The organism is Intestinimonas sp. RTP31139st1_F5_RTP31139_211217 (assembly GCF_040226735.1).
Lineage (GTDB): Bacteria > Bacillota > Clostridia > Oscillospirales > Oscillospiraceae > Intestinimonas > Intestinimonas butyriciproducens.
The window spans coordinates 1-16143 of the sequence record NZ_JBCOAQ010000046.1; the positions used below are offsets into that span (position 1 = coordinate 1).

Here is a 16143-nt window from a genome sequence, read left to right on the forward strand (position 1 = left end):
CCCCCCCCCCCCCCCACCCCCGCAAGGCACGGGAAGGGATAGCCGCCGTCCCGCCGGTGGGGGTCCACCACGGCCACCGCCTGGGGCAGTTCGTCCTTGCACTCGTGATGGTCGGTGATGATGACGTCCAGACCCAGAGACGCGGCGTAGCGCGCCTCCTCCACAGCGGTGATGCCGCAGTCCACCGTGACGATAAGGGTGACCCCTTTGTCCGCCAGCAGCTCCACGGCTTCCCGGTTCAGGCCGTAGCCCTCCTCCAGGTGGTCGGGGATATAGGGGATCACCCGGGCGCCGCGGGAACTGAGGAACCGGGTGAGCAGGCAGGTGGAGGTGATGCCGTCCACGTCGTAATCGCCGTACACCGCTATGTATTCATTTCCAGCCAGCGCCCGTTCCATCCGCTCCACGGCCCGGTCCATATCCCGCAGGAGCATGGGGTCGTGGAGGGGGGCGTCCGCCGCGGCCAGAAAGGCCGCAGCGGCCTCCGGCGTATCCACCCCACGGGCGCAGAGCACCGTGGCGGCAAGGGCCGGCAGCCCTGCCTCCACCAGCGCCAGGACGGCGCTCCGGTCCGGGGCGGCCTGGTTCCACTTTTTATATTTCATCGGCAAGCCCTCAAAATCTCAAAAAATCACCCTTTATTATATCAAATCACCGCGCTTCTTACAAGCAAAAAGGAGCTGTATTTCGCACTGTCCCCGGCGCGGTCATTCCGCCGTTTGTTACTCGCACTCCAGATACGCCGCCGCCAGCGCGATGGTGTTCCGCATTCCGTCCCAGTGCGTCCGCTCCATGCCGTGGGAGGCGTGCACGCCGGGGCCGATGAGGGCCGCCTTGGCGTCGCTGCCCGCCCGCCATGTGACGGACACGTCGGAGGAATAGTGGGGATAGACGTCCACCGCGTAGTCCAGCCCCCGCTCCTTCGCCAGCGCCACCAGGCGGGAGACCATGTCGTAGTCATAAGGGCCGGAGGAGTCCTTGGCGCAGATGGAGACCTGATACTCCGTGCAGGTGAGGTCGCTGCCCACACAGCCCATATCCACCGCCAACAGCTCGTCCAGATCACCGGGGATGGTGGCGCCGCCGTGCCCCACCTCTTCATAGACGGTGAAATGGATCTCCGTGTCATACCGGGGCGCCGTTCCGGCGTCCCGCATCAGCTTCAGGAGGGCCAGCAGGCAGGCGGCGGAGCCCTTGTCGTCGATGAACCTGGACTTGAGGAAGCCGCTCTGCGTCACCGTCGTCTTGGGGTCAAAGCAGATATAGTCTCCCACCTCGATGCCCAGGGCCCGCACCTCTTCGGCGTTTTGCACCTTCTCGTCAATGCGCACGGCCATGTTCTGCTCGTCCCTGGGCCGGGTGAGCACATCGTCGAAAACATGGGCGGCAGGGGAGAGGGAGAGGACGGTGCCGGTATAAACCCGTCCGTCCCGGGTGTAGATCTTACAGTACTCCCCATCCAGAGTAGGCAGGATGGGGCCGCCGATCCTGGTGATCATCAGCTCCCCCTTATCCGTAATGGCCCGGCACATAAGCCCCAGCGTGTCCACATGGGCGCACAGGCCGATCCGCTTGGTGTGTTCCCGGCCGGGCACCTCGATGACCAGGCCGCCCTTATTGGTGCGGCGCGTGGCGTAGCCCAGGGCGCCCGCGATCCGCTCCGCCGCCGCCACCGCGTTCTGTGTGAATCCGCTGGGGGAATCGGCGGCGAGCAGGGTCTTCGCCGTCTCCATCAAAAAATCCTTGCAGCCATTGAAATCCATATCCGCGCTTCCCTTCCAAATATTTTTCCACAGCTTACTTATGATACCCGTTTTCCCTTGGAAAGGCAAGAAAAAGGGGCCGCACTGCGGCCCCTTTGCATATCAAAAAAATCTGCCGGCCCCTTTCGTCCCCCGGAACCCGGCAAGCGCCGTGACCGCCCGCCCATCCGCCGCCCGGGAACGGCCTGTGTCACTGCTCCGCGCCGGGGAAGAGCTTCTGGAACCCAAGCGGCAGAGACGCCTTCAGCTCCAGGGTCTTTTTGCTCCTGGGGTCGGTAAACCGAAGCACATGGGCGTGAAGGGCCAGGCGCCCCATAGGATCGCTCTGGGCACCGTACTGCCGGTCCCCTGCCACAGGGCATCCTAGGTCCTGCATATGGACCCGAATCTGGTTTTTGCGCCCCGTATCGATGGTCACCTCCACCAGCGAGAAGCCTTTGCCCCGGGCCAGGACCCGGTAGTGGGTGACCGCCTCCCGGCCCTCTTTTCCTCTGGGTCCGGAGTAGACCAGATGGGTGGCCGTCTCCCGCAGGTAGGAGCGGACTGTGCCCTCCGGCTCCGGGAGGTCTCCTTCCACGGCGGCCACGTAGCCCCGCTGCTGCACCAGCGCCTCCCAGTGGTCCTGAAGGGCCCGCTTCATCCGTTCATTTTTGGCAAAGACCAGCACTCCGGAGGTATCCCGGTCCAGCCGGTGGACAATAAAGATGCGCCCGCCCGGCTCCCTGGCCTTCACATAGTCAGAGACCATACGGTAGGCGGTACGGGTGCGCTCCTTCTCGTTTCCCATGGACAAAAGCCCGGCGGGCTTGTCCACCGCGATCAGATCCCGGTCCTGGTAGAGCACCGGGAAGGGGAGCTCCGCCGCCCCGGCTGCCTCCGGCGGGAGAAGCGTGACCTGCTGCCCCGGCAGCAGAGGGGCGTCGAACCGGGTGACCACCGTCCCGTCCACCATGACCTGCCGCCGGGTGAGCAGTCCTTTCACCGTATTCCGGGATTTGCCCGTTACCTCCCGGAGCAGGAAGGGGAGGAGGGTGGTCTCCTCCGTCACGGCCAGCACTTTTCTCATCTGCGTCATGTCCCGTTCTCCTCTCATCCGAGCACGCCCAGGTGCTCCAGCAAAATCTTGATCCCCATCCCGATCAGTACCCCGCCTCCGAAAAGCTCGGCCTTGGACTGATACCGGGCCCCAAAAACGCTTCCCATTTTGACGCCCGCAAAGGAAAATACAAAGGTGACCGCCCCAATGAAGCATACCGCGGGCAGAATGTCCACCCGAAGGAATGCAAAGGTGACTCCAACGGCCAGGGCGTCGATGCTGGTGGCCACGGCCAGGGGAAGCATGACCTTGGGTGCAAAGGAGGCGTCCATCTCCCCGCATGCGCCGCATGTCCGGGATTCCCGGACCATGTTTCCGCCGATGGCACACAGCAGCACGAAGGCAATCCAGTGGTCCACACTGGTGATCAGTCCCTGAAAGCGGCTGCCCAGCAGCCAGCCCAGAAAGGGCATCAGCGCCTGGAAGCCGCCGAACCAAAGTCCTGCGGTCAGGGCGTGGCGGGCCCGGACCGCCCCCACCGACAGGCCCTTGCAGATGGACACGGCAAAGGCGTCCATAGACAGGCCCACCGCAATGAGAAACCATTCCCAAAAGCTCACAGGTATCCACTCCTCCCACGTTCTCTCCAGTTGGGGCAAAAAATGACGAGACTTATCTCCTTGCACAGATAAGTCTCGTCATTGAAAACAAAGCCAGGAGCTGCCGCTCCAGTATGTTGGCTCCGCTACGCAGAATGCGCCGACTACTCCCTTATGGAAACGTATGTTATCATTAACTTTTCCATAAGTCAACCCATTCCCCGCATTTCCCGGCGGTTTACACCGCCGCCGACTTCTGGGCATTGTAGAGGCCGGCGTACTCTCCGCCCCGGGCCATCAGCTCTTCGTGGGTGCCCTCCTCGGCGATGCGGTTGTTGTCGATGACCAAGATGCGCTCCGCCGAACGGATGGTGGACAGGCGGTGGGCGATGATGAGGGTGGTACGGCCCTTGGCCAGCTCGTCAAAGGCGCCCTGGATCCTGGCTTCGGTCACGCTGTCCAGAGCGGAGGTGGCCTCGTCCAGGACGAGGATGGAGGGATTCTTCAGAAAGATGCGGGCGATGGATACCCGCTGCTTCTGCCCGCCGGAGAGCATGACGCCCCGTTCGCCCACATAGGTCTGGAACCCGTCGGGCATTTCCAGGATATCGTCGTAGATCTCGGCCTTCTTGGCGGCCGCAACGATCTCCGCCTCGGTGGCGTCGGGCCGTCCGTAGCGGATATTGTCATAGATGGTGCCTGCAAAGAGGAACACGTCCTGCTGGACGATGCCGATGTGCTCCCGAAGGGAGTGCTGGGTGAGGGTGCGCACATCTTGGCCGTCGATGCGGATGGCCCCCTCGGTGACATCATAAAACCTGGGAATGAGCTGGCAGAGGGTGGATTTGCCGCCCCCGGAGGGGCCCACCACGGCCACGGTCTCCCCGGGGCGCACGTGAAGGGACACATGGGAGAGCACCGGCTCGGCGTCCGGGCTGTAACGGAAGCTGACGTCATCCACCTGGATGTCCCCCTTCACCGCTCCGATATCCCTGGCGTCGGGGGCGTCGGTGACCTCCGGCTCCACCCGCATGAGCTCCACGAACCGTTTGAAGCCCGCCATGCCCTGCATGAACTGCTCCACGAAGGCGGAGAGCTTGCGGATGGGGGTGACGAAGGTGGTGACATAGAGGGTGAAGGTGACCAGGTCGATGTAGTCCATCCCGCCCCGCATGATGAAGAAGCCGCCGGCCGCGATGACCAGGACCGGCATCAGGCCCATGGCCAGCTCCATCCCGGAGTGGTAGACCGCCATGGCCCGGTAGTAGCCCCGCTTGGCCCCCCGGAACTGGTCGTTGGACCGCTCGAACTTGTCGATCTCGGCGTCTTCGTTGGCAAAGGCCTTGGCGGTGCGCATACCCGAGATGGAGGACTCAAGGTCCCCGTTGATGCCCGCCAGCTTCCGTTTTACCTCGGAGGATGCCTCCATCATCCGTTTGCGCTGCCGCACCGTGAAGAGGATGAAGAGCGGCACCACGGCAAAGACGATGAGAGCCAGCTCCCAACGAATGGTAAGCATGACGCAGAAGGCCCCCGTCAGGGTGACGACGGAGATGAACAGGTCCTCCGGGCCGTGATGGGCCAGCTCCGTGATCTCGAACAGGTCGCCGGTGACCCGGCTCATAAGCTGGCCGGTGCGGTTCTTGTCATAAAAGGAAAAGGACAGGTCCTGCATATGGGAAAAGAGGTCGGAGCGGATATCCGCCTCGATGCGCACACCCAGCAGGTGTCCCCAATAGGTGACGATGAAGGTGAACACACCCTTGAGCACATAGGCCAGCAGCAGCACGGTCATGAGGGCGAAGAAGGCGCCGTACAGGCTCCGGGGCAGCAGCTCGTTGAGTGCGTGACGGGAAACCATGGGGAACAGCAGGTCCACCAGGCAGATGCCCAGCGCACAGACCATGTCCAGCAGGAAGATGGCCAGATGGGGTCTGTAATAAGACACGAAGATGCGCAGATGGCCGCTGCGCCTCATTTGTTCCGGGGTCATAGAGCCCCTCCTTTCCAGTATTGGGATCAATAGATGTTAAGTATAGCCCCCTTTTGGTCATCTTGTCAATCGATCCGCCCTTTACAGAATGGGGCGGGACGGGATATAATGTCTCTTTGGCTGAGAGTGCAACCAGTACTCCCATTCTCCATTTTTTGCAGAGAGTGTGTGGAAGCTATGCTGTCAAATTTTGCTCTGGTGGCCGGACAGGTGGTCACGCTGTTTCTCCTCATGGGGGTGGGCTTTGTCCTGGCCCAGTTGGGGAAGCTGTATCCCGACGGGGTCTCCCAGATGTCCACCCTGGTCCTCTACGTGGTCACCCCCTGCGTCATCATCCACGCCTTCGCCATCGAGCGCACCGACGGCATGGTCCGGCTCCTGCTGGAATTCGCGGCGGTCTATGCCCTGTCCACCCTGTTCTGCGCGGCCGTGGCCTTGTTCTGCTTTCGCGGGGAGGACCCATGCCGTCGGGGGCCCATGCGCTTCGCCATGGTCTATGGGAACAACGGCTTTATGGGCCTTCCCCTCCTTCTGTCCATCTTGGGGGAACAGGCGGTCATCTACGGCGTGGTGTCCGTGGTGGTGTTCAATCTGCTGCTGTGGACCCACGGCGTCAGGACCATGGGCGGCCGGGTCACGCTCCGGCAGGCCCTTGTCAGCCCCGCCACCGTGGGGCTCGCGGTAGGGCTGCCTCTGTTTCTGACCGGCGGGCGTCTCCCCTCCATGGTGGACAGCGCGGTGGGCTTTCTGGCCGACCTCAACACGCCCCTGGCCATGATCGTCATCGGGGCCCAGATGGCGGGCGCCGACCTGAAGCGCAGCTTTACCAGCCCCAGGCTTTACGGCGTGGCCGCCTTCCGGCTGCTGGCCGCCCCTCTGGTCCCCATGCTGTGTCTGCTCCCCCTCCGTCTGGACCCCATGCTCTACTGCGCCAACATCATCCTGTGCGCCGTCCCCGTGGCCGGAGCCACCGGGATGCTGGCCCAGCGCTTCGAGCAGGACACCGCCGTGGCCGCCCAGATGGTCACCCTCACCACCCTGCTCTCGGTGCTGACCCTGCCCCTGATGGCGGTGACCGCCCAGAGCCTGTCCGGAATCCTGCCGCTATGAACCATATGATCCAAGGAGGTCCCTCCCATGTCCGCAAAAGAGGAATTCATCGAGATCTACCGTGCCAACGTCCACCGGGAGGGCGCCGACGCCCTGCTGGACTATCTGGAGAATAAGTCGGATTTCTTCACCTCTCCGGCCTCGGCCCGCTATCACGGGGCCTATGTGGGAGGGCTGTGTGAGCACAGCGTCAACGTCTACCACTGTCTCCGAGAATATCTGGCCCGGGAGCGGGTCCAGGAGCTCTACGGGGTGGAGGCCCCCGACGAATCGGTGGCCGTCTCCGCCCTGCTCCATGACCTGTGCAAGATCGGCTGCTACAAGGCGGGCTCCCGCAATGTGAAGGGCTCCGACGGGAAGTGGACGGCGGTGCCCACCTTTTATTATGAGGACAAACTCCCCTATGGCCACGGAGAGAAGTCCGTGTACATCATCTCCGGCTTTATGAAGCTCACCCGCCCGGAGGCCATGGCCATCCGGTGGCACATGGGCTTTTCCGGTGGGGAGGACAGCCGCCTGGTGGGCCAGGCCCTGCAGCAGTACCCCCTGGCCTTCGCCCTCTCGGTGGCCGACATGGAGGCCACCTATTTTCTGGAGCGCGAGGACGGGGAGCCCTCCGCCGGCAAGCACTGAAACCAGAAAGAAGGAGACGATACTTTGAAATCCAAGCGCCAGAATGATCTTGGAAACGACCCCATAGGGTCGCTGCTGATACGGCTGGCCATCCCGGCCATCACCGCTCAACTGGTGAACGCCCTCTACAACATCGTAGACCGGATGTACATCGGCCATATCGAGGGGACCGGCGATCTGGCCCTCACGGGCCTGGGCGTGGCCTTTCCCGTCATCATGTTCATCTCCGCCCTCTCCGCCCTGGCGGGCATGGGCGGCGGCTCCAAGGCCGCCATCCGCATGGGGGCGGGGGACCAGGAGGGGGCCAACGCCATTCTGGGCGGCTGCACCGCTCTGCTGGTGGTCATCTCCCTCGTGGTCACCGTGCTCTTCCAGGTCTTCAAGGACCCTATGCTGCTCCTCTTCGGCGCCAGCGAGAACACCTTGGGCTATGCCTCGGACTATCTTGGGATCTATCTCTGGGGCACCATCGCGGTGCAGTTCTCTCTGGGGCTCAACACCTTCATCACCACCCAGGGCTTTTCCACCGTCTCCATGCTGACGGTCATCATCGGCGCTGTGTGCAACATCGTGCTGGACCCCGTCTTGATCTTCGGCTTTGATATGGGCGTGCAGGGCGCGGCCCTGGCCACCATCCTCTCCCAGGCCGTGTCCGCCCTGTGGGTCCTCAGGTTTCTCACTGGGAAGCGGTCCAGACTCACCATCCAGGCCAGGCACCTGCGCTTGGACCCCAAGGTGCTCCTTCCCGTCATGGCCATCGGCGTGTCCCCCTTCATCATGCAGTCCACCGAAAGCCTGGTGAACATCGCCCTTAACTCCTCTCTCAAGCTCTACGGCGGCGACACCTACGTGGGGGCCATGACCATCGCCTCCTCCATCATGCAGGTGCTGGTGATGCCCCTCCAGGGCCTCACCCAGGGCGCCCAGCCGATCCTGGGTTTCAACTTCGGCGCAGGCAAGACGGACCGGGTCCGCCGGACCTTCAAGCTGCTCTTCCTCTCCTGTATCGCGCTGAGCACCGTCTTCTTCCTGTCCGTACAGCTCTTCCCCCGCGTCTTTATCGCCATCTTCAACGACAAGGAGGAGCTGGTCCGGGCCGCCGAGTGGGCCCTGCACGTCTATTTCGGGGGCATGTTCATGCTGGGGATGCAGTTCTCCTGCCAGCAGACCTTCGTGGCCCTGGGGCAGGCCAAGGTCTCCCTTTTCCTGGCCCTGCTGCGGAAGATCGTCCTTCTCATCCCTCTGATCTATATCCTGCCCCACTTCCTCTCCAACCAAGTCTTTGCCGTCTATCTGGCCGAGCCTGTGGCGGACGTCTGCGCCGCCACCTGCACGGGCCTGGTGTTCCTGTGGAAGTTCCCCCGTATCCTGCGGGAGCGGGACGCCTCGGCGGACCGGGAGGCGGCCTGACCGCCCTTCCGTCTGCGCCCATGGAAAAGGACACGGCTCACGCTTCCGTTTTATAGAATTGAAGAATCACACGATTTTTTAAGCTAGGAGCAAATCTGAAGATTTGCTCCTAGCTTCGTATTTATTGTTGTTTCGTTAAATGCATGCAGCAGCTTGGCAAAAAACATGGGGGTGACGCTTTCTGAAGCGTCACCCCCATACGCATTTATTTTTGGGAAAAGCAGAAACATCTGCATTATTTCCTTATTTGTTATAATAAATCAGCATACTCAATTCCGCTGCCTCTGCCCCCGGATTCAAGTAGGCGTGAGGAACATTCGCGCAAAACCGGATAGAATCGCCTTTTTCAAGTCTGTACCGATCATTTGAAACCACAATTTCAACCGCGCCCACAAAGACCGTGATAAACTCCTCTGCGCCCTTCAGATGCGGCTGTGCGGACAGCTTTCCACCGGGCTGCATAACAATTCTATACGTTTCAAACAACGTTGTTTCACTAAATGGAAAGATCGGATAATTCAAATAGCGCCCGTCATCTTCCGACAGTGGTGCCATATTCTGTTGCCGAATGACAGATACAGCAGCAGCCCTGTCTTCAATCAGACAGGTGAAGGACACCTTATATCCGTTTGCAATCTTCCACAAGACGGAGATTGTTGGGTTGACTTCGCCTTTCTCAATTTGCGCCAACATACTTCTGGATACTCCGGTAGCCGCAGCCGCGGCATCCAGAGTCAGTTTTTTATGCTCCCGAATGCTTTTCACGTTCCGTGCAACCACATTTGTCACATCCATACATCATTTCTCCCGTTGACAATATATTAAACTTATAGTGCGATATACAGGAATTCTATTATATCGGATTATTTTTCAATATCGTACCGCTTTCAGAGGAGGTTGTCAAATATGTTCAGTTGGTTTTCCTTTCTAACCTATGCCATTGTTACGGCGGTAACCCCCGGCCCCAATAACATTATGTCTATGTCTAACGCAAGCCGAAAAGGCTTTCATAGGGCGCTACCCTTCAATCTTGGCATTTGGGCAGGTTTTTCCATCGTGATGATATTGTGCACAATATTCTGCTCTATGCTCTCTGCGCTGATTCCAAAAATCAAAATGCCAATGCTGGTCATCGGCGCTGTCTATATGCTTTATCTTGCGTGGGAAACACTCCGCAGTTCTGACAGCATCAAGGAAAACCATTCCCATGACGGTTTCTTATCAGGGTTGTTCTTGCAGTTTATCAACCCCAAAATATATATCTATTGCATTATGTCCATGGAAGCATATATTCTCCCGTTTTATAGCGGACAGTTTCACCCTCTGTTTGGATTCGCGATGCTCCTTGCGTTTATCGGCTTTGTCTTTACGCTATGTTGGTCTGCCTTTGGCTCTGCGTTCAAGTGGCTGTTTTCCAAACATGCAAAGCTAGTCAATACCATTATGGCTGTGCTGCTGGTTTACTGCGCGGCATCACTGTTTTTTACATGATTTGCAGCGGGACCAGAAAACTCCCCCAGCCATTTCCGTGCCGATACGGATGGGAGGAGGAGTTTTCCTTAACTAAATCACGCCGTGTCCTTTTTCTGTTCATACATAGTGATATTTGTTTCGCTTGGCCGCCAGGAAGCCGATAGAGAGGGCCCAGCAGGCCAGCTCCGCGAAGGGAACGGCGATCCACACTCCGTCTACCCCCAGCACGCCGGGCAGCAGCAGCAGGGCCAGCAGCAGAAAACCGAAGGTCCGGGCGAAGGAGATGACGGCGGATACCAGCCCATCGGAGAGAGCGGTGAAGAGGGCGGAGGCGAACAGATTGAGCCCGGCGAAGAGGAAGGCGGGTGCAAACTTGTAAAAGCCGTCCAGGGCGATGGTGTGCACGGCGGTCCCCGCCGGGGAGAACACCGCCACCACCAGCTCCGCCAGGCCCAGGGAGGCGCCGAACACCAAGGCGGAAGAGAGGGCGATGAACCCCAGGCAGCAGCGGAAGACCCGCTGGAGCCGGGCGTGGTTGGCCGCCCCGTAATTGAAACTGATCACCGGCGCCACCCCCATGGAGAAACCCATATAGAGGGCGGTGAGCAGGAACTGGGCGTAAAGGACGATGGTGATGGCGGCCACGCCGTCCTCCCCCAGGAGGGAGAGCATGAGCTGGTTGAAGAGGAAGGTAATCACGGCGTTGGAGAGGTTGGTCACCATCTCGGAGGAGCCGTTCCCGCAGGCGTACAGAAGCATCCTGCTCTCCCAGCGCGGCCGCCGGAACCGGAGCCCCTTCCCGCGCAGGGCGAAAAAGCCTACCCCCGCCAGGGCGGTGACGCAGTAGCCCGCCGCAGTAGCCAGGGCGGCCCCGGTGATGCCCATATCCAGAGGGACGATGAACGCATAGTCCAACACCGCGTTGGTAAGGCCCGAGCACACCGTCAGCCCCAGGCCCAGGCCGGGCCGTCCCGCCGTGACGAAAAAGCTCTGGAACAGGAGCTGGAGGATGCTGGCCGGGGCGAAGAGGAGCAGGATGCGCAGGTAGTCGGTGCAGTAGCTCAACAGGGCGTCGCTGGCGCCCAGCAGCCGGGACATGGGGGCGGAGAACGCCAGTCCCAGCAGGGAGAAGAGCGTCCCCAGCGCCGCCCCGGTGAGGACCAGGAGGGTGAGATCACGGCAGGCCGTCTCCTCATCCCCCTCGCCCAGCTTCCGGGCCACCACGGCGCTGCCGCCGGTGGCCAGCATGACCCCCAGACCGATGACCACGCTGACAAGGGGGTAGACGATATTTACCGCCGACAGGGCGGAGGAGCCCACGAACCGGCAGACGAAGATGCCGTCCACGATGGTGTAGAGCGACATGAAAATCATCATGATGATGGTCGGCAGAGCAAACCGAAAAAGGGACCAGAAGCCATACTCCCGGTCCAGCGCGCTGTTCAAAGCATTCACCCGCTTGCATAAAAAGATGGCAAGGGGTATACTAAACCATCGGGTAACCCGATAGTCAAGCAAAATTTTCTACATTTTCTGTAAGGGGGGCGGCACCGTGAACGGGGCCTTTACCACAGGGGAATTCGCAGCGCTCTGCGGCGTCACCAAGCACACCCTGTTTCACTACGACGCGCTGGGCATCCTCTCACCGGCCAGGGTGGGGGAGAACGGCTACCGCTATTACGCGCCCCAGCAGTTGGAGGTCTTCCATGTCATCGAGACCCTGCGGGAGCTGGACATGCCCCTCTCCGAGATCAGGGCCTATCTGGACCGGCGGAGCCCCGGAGAGCTGGTGGCGCTGCTGGAGCGGGAGGGCGCCCTGCTGGACCGGAAGCTGCGCCGTCTGCGGCAGATGCGGGACCTGGCCCGGCAGAAGGCTGCCCTCATCCGCTCGGCCCTGGCGCGGACGCCGGGCGTGGTGGCGGAGGAAGTGCAACCGGAGGCCCTTCTGGTGTGTACGCCCTCCCACCCCATGACCAGCGATGCAGATTCCGCCCGCTCGCTGGCCGAGCATGTGCGCTACTGCCAGGCCCACGGCGTCCGCAGTCCCCACCCCGTGGGCTGTATGCTCCCGCTGGAGGGGGCGCGGAGCTGGGACCTGTCCGCGTATACCCACTTCTATACGCAGGTCTCCCATCGGCCGGGCCGGGACACCGCTCTCTATGTCAGGCAGGCCGGGCGGTACCTCACGCTGTTCCACACCGGCGGCTATGGCACGGTGGCGGAGGGCTACCGCCGGGTGCTGGACCACGCCGCCGCCCGGGGCCTTGCCCTGCGCGGCCCCTTCTTTGAGTACCCTCTGCTGGACGAGCTGTCCGTGCGCGGATATGAGAATTACGCATTGCTGCTCTCGGTGGGCATTTCCGGCGCAGAGCGGGCCTCCTCCACCTGAGCCAGATACCGCTCTTCCGCCTCCTGTTGGGCCTGTCGCAACGACTCGATGCAGTCGGTGACGGCGTTAAACAGGCCCAGATAGGGCTTTTTATAAGAATCTATGTTTTCCCTTCTCTTTATCTTTTTCCCATATGTTAGAACAAAATGTTCGTTTTATCAATTGCTCAATTTGTTCTTGGTTAGAATTTTCCGAGGTGATCGATATGACGTTCCGGAGAATTCGAGATTTGCGGGAAGACAGCGACTGGTCTCAGGCATTTGTAGGGGCATCCATCGGCCTTCCGCAGAGGACCTATGCCTACTATGAAAGTGAGGGCCGGTCTATTCCGCCGGAGATTAGGGGCCGGCTGGCCGACCTCTACGGCACTAGCGTGGATTATCTGATGGGGCGCACAGATGTGAGAGCCCCCTATCCTCCGGCCAAAAGGCGCCGAGACTGATGCAAGGAAAATTTAAGAATTCCTTTGGGGTGTTCTTAAGAATACTGTGGTATAGTGGATCTCTATCGAAACATGGGAGGTCCGCGTATGACCGATGCGAAGCTTCTGCCGGGCGGGAAGGCCGGGCAGGTCCCCAAGCCCTCCTCCGAGACCATTCCCGGCTGTTTTGCCCGGGGCGTGAGCTATTACAAGCTCTTTTGGGTGTTTTTTATCGCCTCCTTCCTGGGGGCGATCACCGAAACCCTGTTCATGCTCCTCACCCGTGGGGAGCTCCAGAACCGCAGCGGACTCATCTACGGGCAGTTCTCTCTGGTGTGGGGCCTGGGCGCGGTGCTGTTTACCGTGTGCTTCCACCGCCTCACCGGGCGGCGGGACCTGGTGATCTTTCTGGCGGGCACGGTGCTAGGAGGGGCCTACGAATACCTGTGCTCCTGGGTCCAGGAGGTGCTGTTCGGAGCCTGCTTCTGGGATTACAGCCACATCCCCCTCAACATCAACGGCCGGGTGAGCCTTCTCTACTCCATGTTCTGGGGGGTGGCCGCCGTGCTCTGGGTAAAGGACCTCTATCCCCGCATGTGCCGCTGGATCGGTCGCATCCCCGGCCCGATCGGCAAGCCCCTCACCTGGGCGCTTACGGGGTTCATGGCGGTCAACATCCTGCTCTCCGCCGCGGCGCTGGCCCGCTGGGACGCCCGGCAGATGGGCCGCCCGCCCCAAAACCCGGTGGACGTCTTTCTGGACGTCCACTTTCCCGACCGGCGGATGTATCAAAACTACTCCACGCTCACCTTTGTCGGCACTGAGGAGGCCAAGGAGGCCGCGGGGGTGGGGACTGTAAAGCGCAATGGGAACGCACCCTGAGATGCGCGCTCCTGCACGAGGCTTTTGACGGATCGGCGGAAGCTGTTTGCCTTGACTTGTTACTGCTCCTTCCTTATAATCATCATAATCATCACTCTAGTGCTCCAAAATTATGGTGATTATCAGAAAGAAAAGTGAAATGAGAAAGGCTCTTGCGTCCTTGCTTCCGCTTGTATTGGTCCTTTTGTTCTCTGCCTGCGGCTCCACTTCCGGTGAAGGGGAGAGCGCCAACGTCCCCGAACCGCCTGCTGCCGGCACTCCCGCCCCCGTGGCGGACAGCACCCCCACGCCGGCCGCTCCTGAAACGATCCCGTTTGAGCAGGAATTTTCCAAAAAAGCGCGCTCTGGCAAAAGGATTTGCCAGAGCGCGCTTTTTTTGTTATAATAATTTGATACCCTCGATGGACAGAGGACGATCCCTCCCCGAAACGCCGGATTGTCCCCTGTCCATCGCGGGTATGATGCTGCAGTATTTCAGAGAGACTAAGAGGCACGGCCATGGATAACATTATACTCATCGGCATGCCGGGGGCGGGCAAGAGTACGGTCGGCGTACTCCTGGCAAAGACCCTGGGCTATGCGTTTTTAGATACCGATCTGGTCATTCAGCAGCGGGAGGGCGCCCTCCTGCAGCCTCTGGTGGACTCGCTGGGTGTGGAGGCCTTCCTGGATGTGGAGGCCGATGCCATCTGCTCCGTGGAGTGCCGCGGCACCGTCATCGCGCCCGGGGGGAGCGCGGTGTGCCGGGAGCGGGCCATGTCCCACCTGCGGGCGCTGGGCCGGATCGTCTATCTGCATCTGCCGCTTGAGGAGCTGGAGCGCAGGCTCAGCAATATCAGCACCCGGGGCATTGCGATGGCCCCGGGCGAGACCCTAGCCGACCTCTTCGCCCGCCGCGCGCCGCTCTATCGGAATTATGCCGATCTCACTGTGGACGTGGGGCGGCAGTCCCTGGAGGAGACCGTGGCTCTGGTGCTCCGGGCGCTGCGGTGAGCGCCCGGAGGGCGGACCTCCGCCTGTCATAGGGCGCGCACAGGCGCGCCCCGTTCGCCGCGCCAAAAATTGATTGAGAAGGACCGAACGTCGAATGAATTTTAAGGACCTGGGGCTTATCGCCCCCATTCTCCGGGCGCTGGACGCCCAGGGCTATGCCGAGCCCACCCCCATTCAGGCGGGGGCCATCCCCCCGGCGCTGCTGGGCCGGGACGTGCTGGGCTGCGCCCAGACGGGCACCGGCAAGACCTGCGCCTTTGCCACCCCCATCCTCCAGCGTCTCAACGCCGATGTGGTGGTGGGCCCGCGGTATATCCGCTCCCTGATCCTCACCCCCACCCGGGAGCTGGCCCTCCAGATCCAGGAGAGCTTTGAGGCCTATGGGAGGAATCTGCCCCTTCGCTCCGCCGTCATCTTCGGCGGCGTTGGCCAGCAGCCCCAGGTGGACAAGATCAAGCGGGGCCTGGACATTCTGGTGGCCACGCCCGGCCGTCTGCTGGACCTCCAGGGTCAGGGCCTGCTGGACCTGAGCCGGGTGGAGATCTTCGTCCTGGACGAGGCCGACCGCATGCTGGACATGGGGTTTATCCACGATGTCCGCCGGGTACTCAAGCTCCTCCCGCCGAAAAAGCAGACCCTCTTTTTCTCCGCCACCATGCCCCCCGAGGTCATGGACCTGGTGAACGGCCTTCTGCATGACCCTGCCCGGGTGGCGGTGGACCCAGTGTCCTCCCCGGTGGAGGTCATCGACCAGAAGCTCTGCTTTGTGGACAAGGGCAACAAGTCCAAGCTTCTCTCCCACCTCATTCGGGAGATGCGGGTCAAAAATGCTCTGGTGTTCACCCGCACCAAGCACGGGGCCAATAAGGTGGCGGGAGACCTGATGAAGGCGGGCATCTCCGCCGCCGCTATCCACGGGAACAAATCCCAGACCGCCCGGCAGCAGGCACTCAGCGACTTCAAGGCCGGTCGGATCCAGGTCCTGGTGGCCACCGACATCGCCGCACGGGGCATCGACATCGAGGAGCTCTCCCACGTATTCAATTACAATCTTTCCGAGGTCCCCGAGACCTACGTCCACCGAATCGGCCGCACCGGGCGGGCCGGCCACGGGGGCTGTGCCGTCTCCTTCTGCGACTTCGCCGAGAAGGAGTACCTCAGGGGGATCGAAAAGCTGATCGGCCGGAATATCCCCGTGGTGGAGGAACACCCCTGGCCCATGGAGGTCTTTGAGGCCCCCAGGGACGCCAAGGGGCGGGCCGTGAACGCTGACGATGCGGAGGCCCGCGCCGCCGCCAAGGAGCGCCGCCGGGCCCGTGACGCGGCCGCAAAGGCCGCCGCGGAGGAGGAGCAGCGTCGGGGGGCGGAGCCAGCCAAGTCGCCCGCGGCAAAGCCCCAACAGGTCCAGGCGGTCCCCGTGTCCGCGCCAAAGGGGGAGGGC

At 61.5% G+C, this 16143-nt stretch carries 16 protein-coding genes; 9 read left to right on the top strand and 7 right to left on the bottom strand.

Going from position 1 to position 16143, the window contains the following annotated elements:
• The 5 genes from ABUA09_RS16455 to ABUA09_RS16475 form a co-directional block, all read right to left on the bottom strand.
• Window positions 1-605: DHH family phosphoesterase (locus ABUA09_RS16455; protein WP_349949538.1), on the bottom strand; the 605-nt coding region annotated here is incomplete at its 3' end.
• Window positions 606-722: 117 nt separating this feature from the next.
• Window positions 723-1763 (bottom strand): M42 family metallopeptidase, encoded by a 1041-nt coding sequence (locus ABUA09_RS16460; RefSeq protein ID WP_075704933.1) that lies wholly within the window; start codon window positions 1761-1763, stop codon window positions 723-725.
• A gap of 190 nt (window positions 1764-1953) precedes the next feature.
• Complete coding sequence (locus ABUA09_RS16465) at window positions 1954-2838, bottom strand: RluA family pseudouridine synthase (RefSeq protein ID WP_279204380.1); 885 nt, start codon at window positions 2836-2838, stop codon at window positions 1954-1956.
• A 14-nt stretch (window positions 2839-2852) separates the two neighbouring features.
• Window positions 2853-3377 (bottom strand): manganese efflux pump MntP, encoded by a 525-nt coding sequence (locus tag ABUA09_RS16470; RefSeq protein WP_075705632.1) that lies wholly within the window; start codon window positions 3375-3377, stop codon window positions 2853-2855.
• Window positions 3378-3636: 259 nt separating this feature from the next.
• The gene (locus ABUA09_RS16475) at window positions 3637-5391 is read right to left on the bottom strand and encodes an ABC transporter ATP-binding protein (protein ID WP_075704931.1); all 1755 of its coding nucleotides are present in this window, start codon (window positions 5389-5391) and stop codon (window positions 3637-3639) included.
• A gap of 177 nt (window positions 5392-5568) precedes the next feature.
• Here ABUA09_RS16475 and ABUA09_RS16480 point away from each other — a divergent pair, with 177 nt between their 5' ends.
• Genes ABUA09_RS16480 through ABUA09_RS16490 form a run of 3 tightly spaced genes read left to right on the top strand, consistent with a single transcriptional unit; the run spans window position 5569 to window position 8544 of the window.
• Window positions 5569-6501, top strand: a complete 933-nt coding sequence (locus ABUA09_RS16480) for an AEC family transporter (protein ID WP_279204377.1) — start codon at window positions 5569-5571, stop codon at window positions 6499-6501.
• Between the two features lie 27 nt (window positions 6502-6528).
• Entirely contained in the window at window positions 6529-7134 is a 606-nt protein-coding gene (locus ABUA09_RS16485) for an HD domain-containing protein (protein WP_033117705.1), read from the top strand.
• 24 nt (window positions 7135-7158) lie between these two features.
• Window positions 7159-8544 (top strand): MATE family efflux transporter, encoded by a 1386-nt coding sequence (locus ABUA09_RS16490; protein WP_349949539.1) that lies wholly within the window; start codon window positions 7159-7161, stop codon window positions 8542-8544.
• A gap of 243 nt (window positions 8545-8787) precedes the next feature.
• Here ABUA09_RS16490 and ABUA09_RS16495 read toward each other — a convergent pair whose 3' ends face one another.
• Complete coding sequence (locus ABUA09_RS16495; protein ID WP_279204375.1) at window positions 8788-9339, bottom strand: helix-turn-helix domain-containing protein; 552 nt, start codon at window positions 9337-9339, stop codon at window positions 8788-8790.
• Window positions 9340-9450: 111 nt separating this feature from the next.
• Between ABUA09_RS16495 and ABUA09_RS16500 the strand changes: the two genes are divergently transcribed.
• The gene (locus ABUA09_RS16500) at window positions 9451-10035 is read left to right on the top strand and encodes a LysE family transporter (protein ID WP_195614669.1); all 585 of its coding nucleotides are present in this window, start codon (window positions 9451-9453) and stop codon (window positions 10033-10035) included.
• Between the two features lie 99 nt (window positions 10036-10134).
• Here ABUA09_RS16500 and ABUA09_RS16505 read toward each other — a convergent pair whose 3' ends face one another.
• The gene (locus ABUA09_RS16505) at window positions 10135-11472 is read right to left on the bottom strand and encodes an MATE family efflux transporter (RefSeq protein ID WP_334249496.1); all 1338 of its coding nucleotides are present in this window, start codon (window positions 11470-11472) and stop codon (window positions 10135-10137) included.
• A 97-nt stretch (window positions 11473-11569) separates the two neighbouring features.
• On the opposite strand from ABUA09_RS16505, the gene ABUA09_RS16510 reads away from it, so the two are divergent.
• From ABUA09_RS16510 to ABUA09_RS16530, 5 genes are all read left to right on the top strand, one after another.
• Window positions 11570-12406: a MerR family transcriptional regulator gene (locus ABUA09_RS16510; RefSeq protein ID WP_195608091.1), complete on the top strand. Its 837-nt coding sequence runs from the start codon at window positions 11570-11572 to the stop codon at window positions 12404-12406.
• Window positions 12407-12611: 205 nt separating this feature from the next.
• The gene (locus ABUA09_RS16515) at window positions 12612-12848 is read left to right on the top strand and encodes a helix-turn-helix domain-containing protein (protein ID WP_195608092.1); all 237 of its coding nucleotides are present in this window, start codon (window positions 12612-12614) and stop codon (window positions 12846-12848) included.
• An 87-nt stretch (window positions 12849-12935) separates the two neighbouring features.
• On the top strand, window positions 12936-13709 hold the full coding sequence (locus tag ABUA09_RS16520) for a putative ABC transporter permease (RefSeq protein WP_349949540.1): 774 nt from the start codon (window positions 12936-12938) through the stop codon (window positions 13707-13709).
• 498 nt (window positions 13710-14207) lie between these two features.
• Window positions 14208-14702 (top strand): shikimate kinase, encoded by a 495-nt coding sequence (locus ABUA09_RS16525; RefSeq protein WP_195608094.1) that lies wholly within the window; start codon window positions 14208-14210, stop codon window positions 14700-14702.
• Between the two features lie 94 nt (window positions 14703-14796).
• Window positions 14797-16143 (top strand): DEAD/DEAH box helicase (locus ABUA09_RS16530; protein WP_349949541.1); only part of this gene is annotated, 1347 nt, incomplete at its 3' end.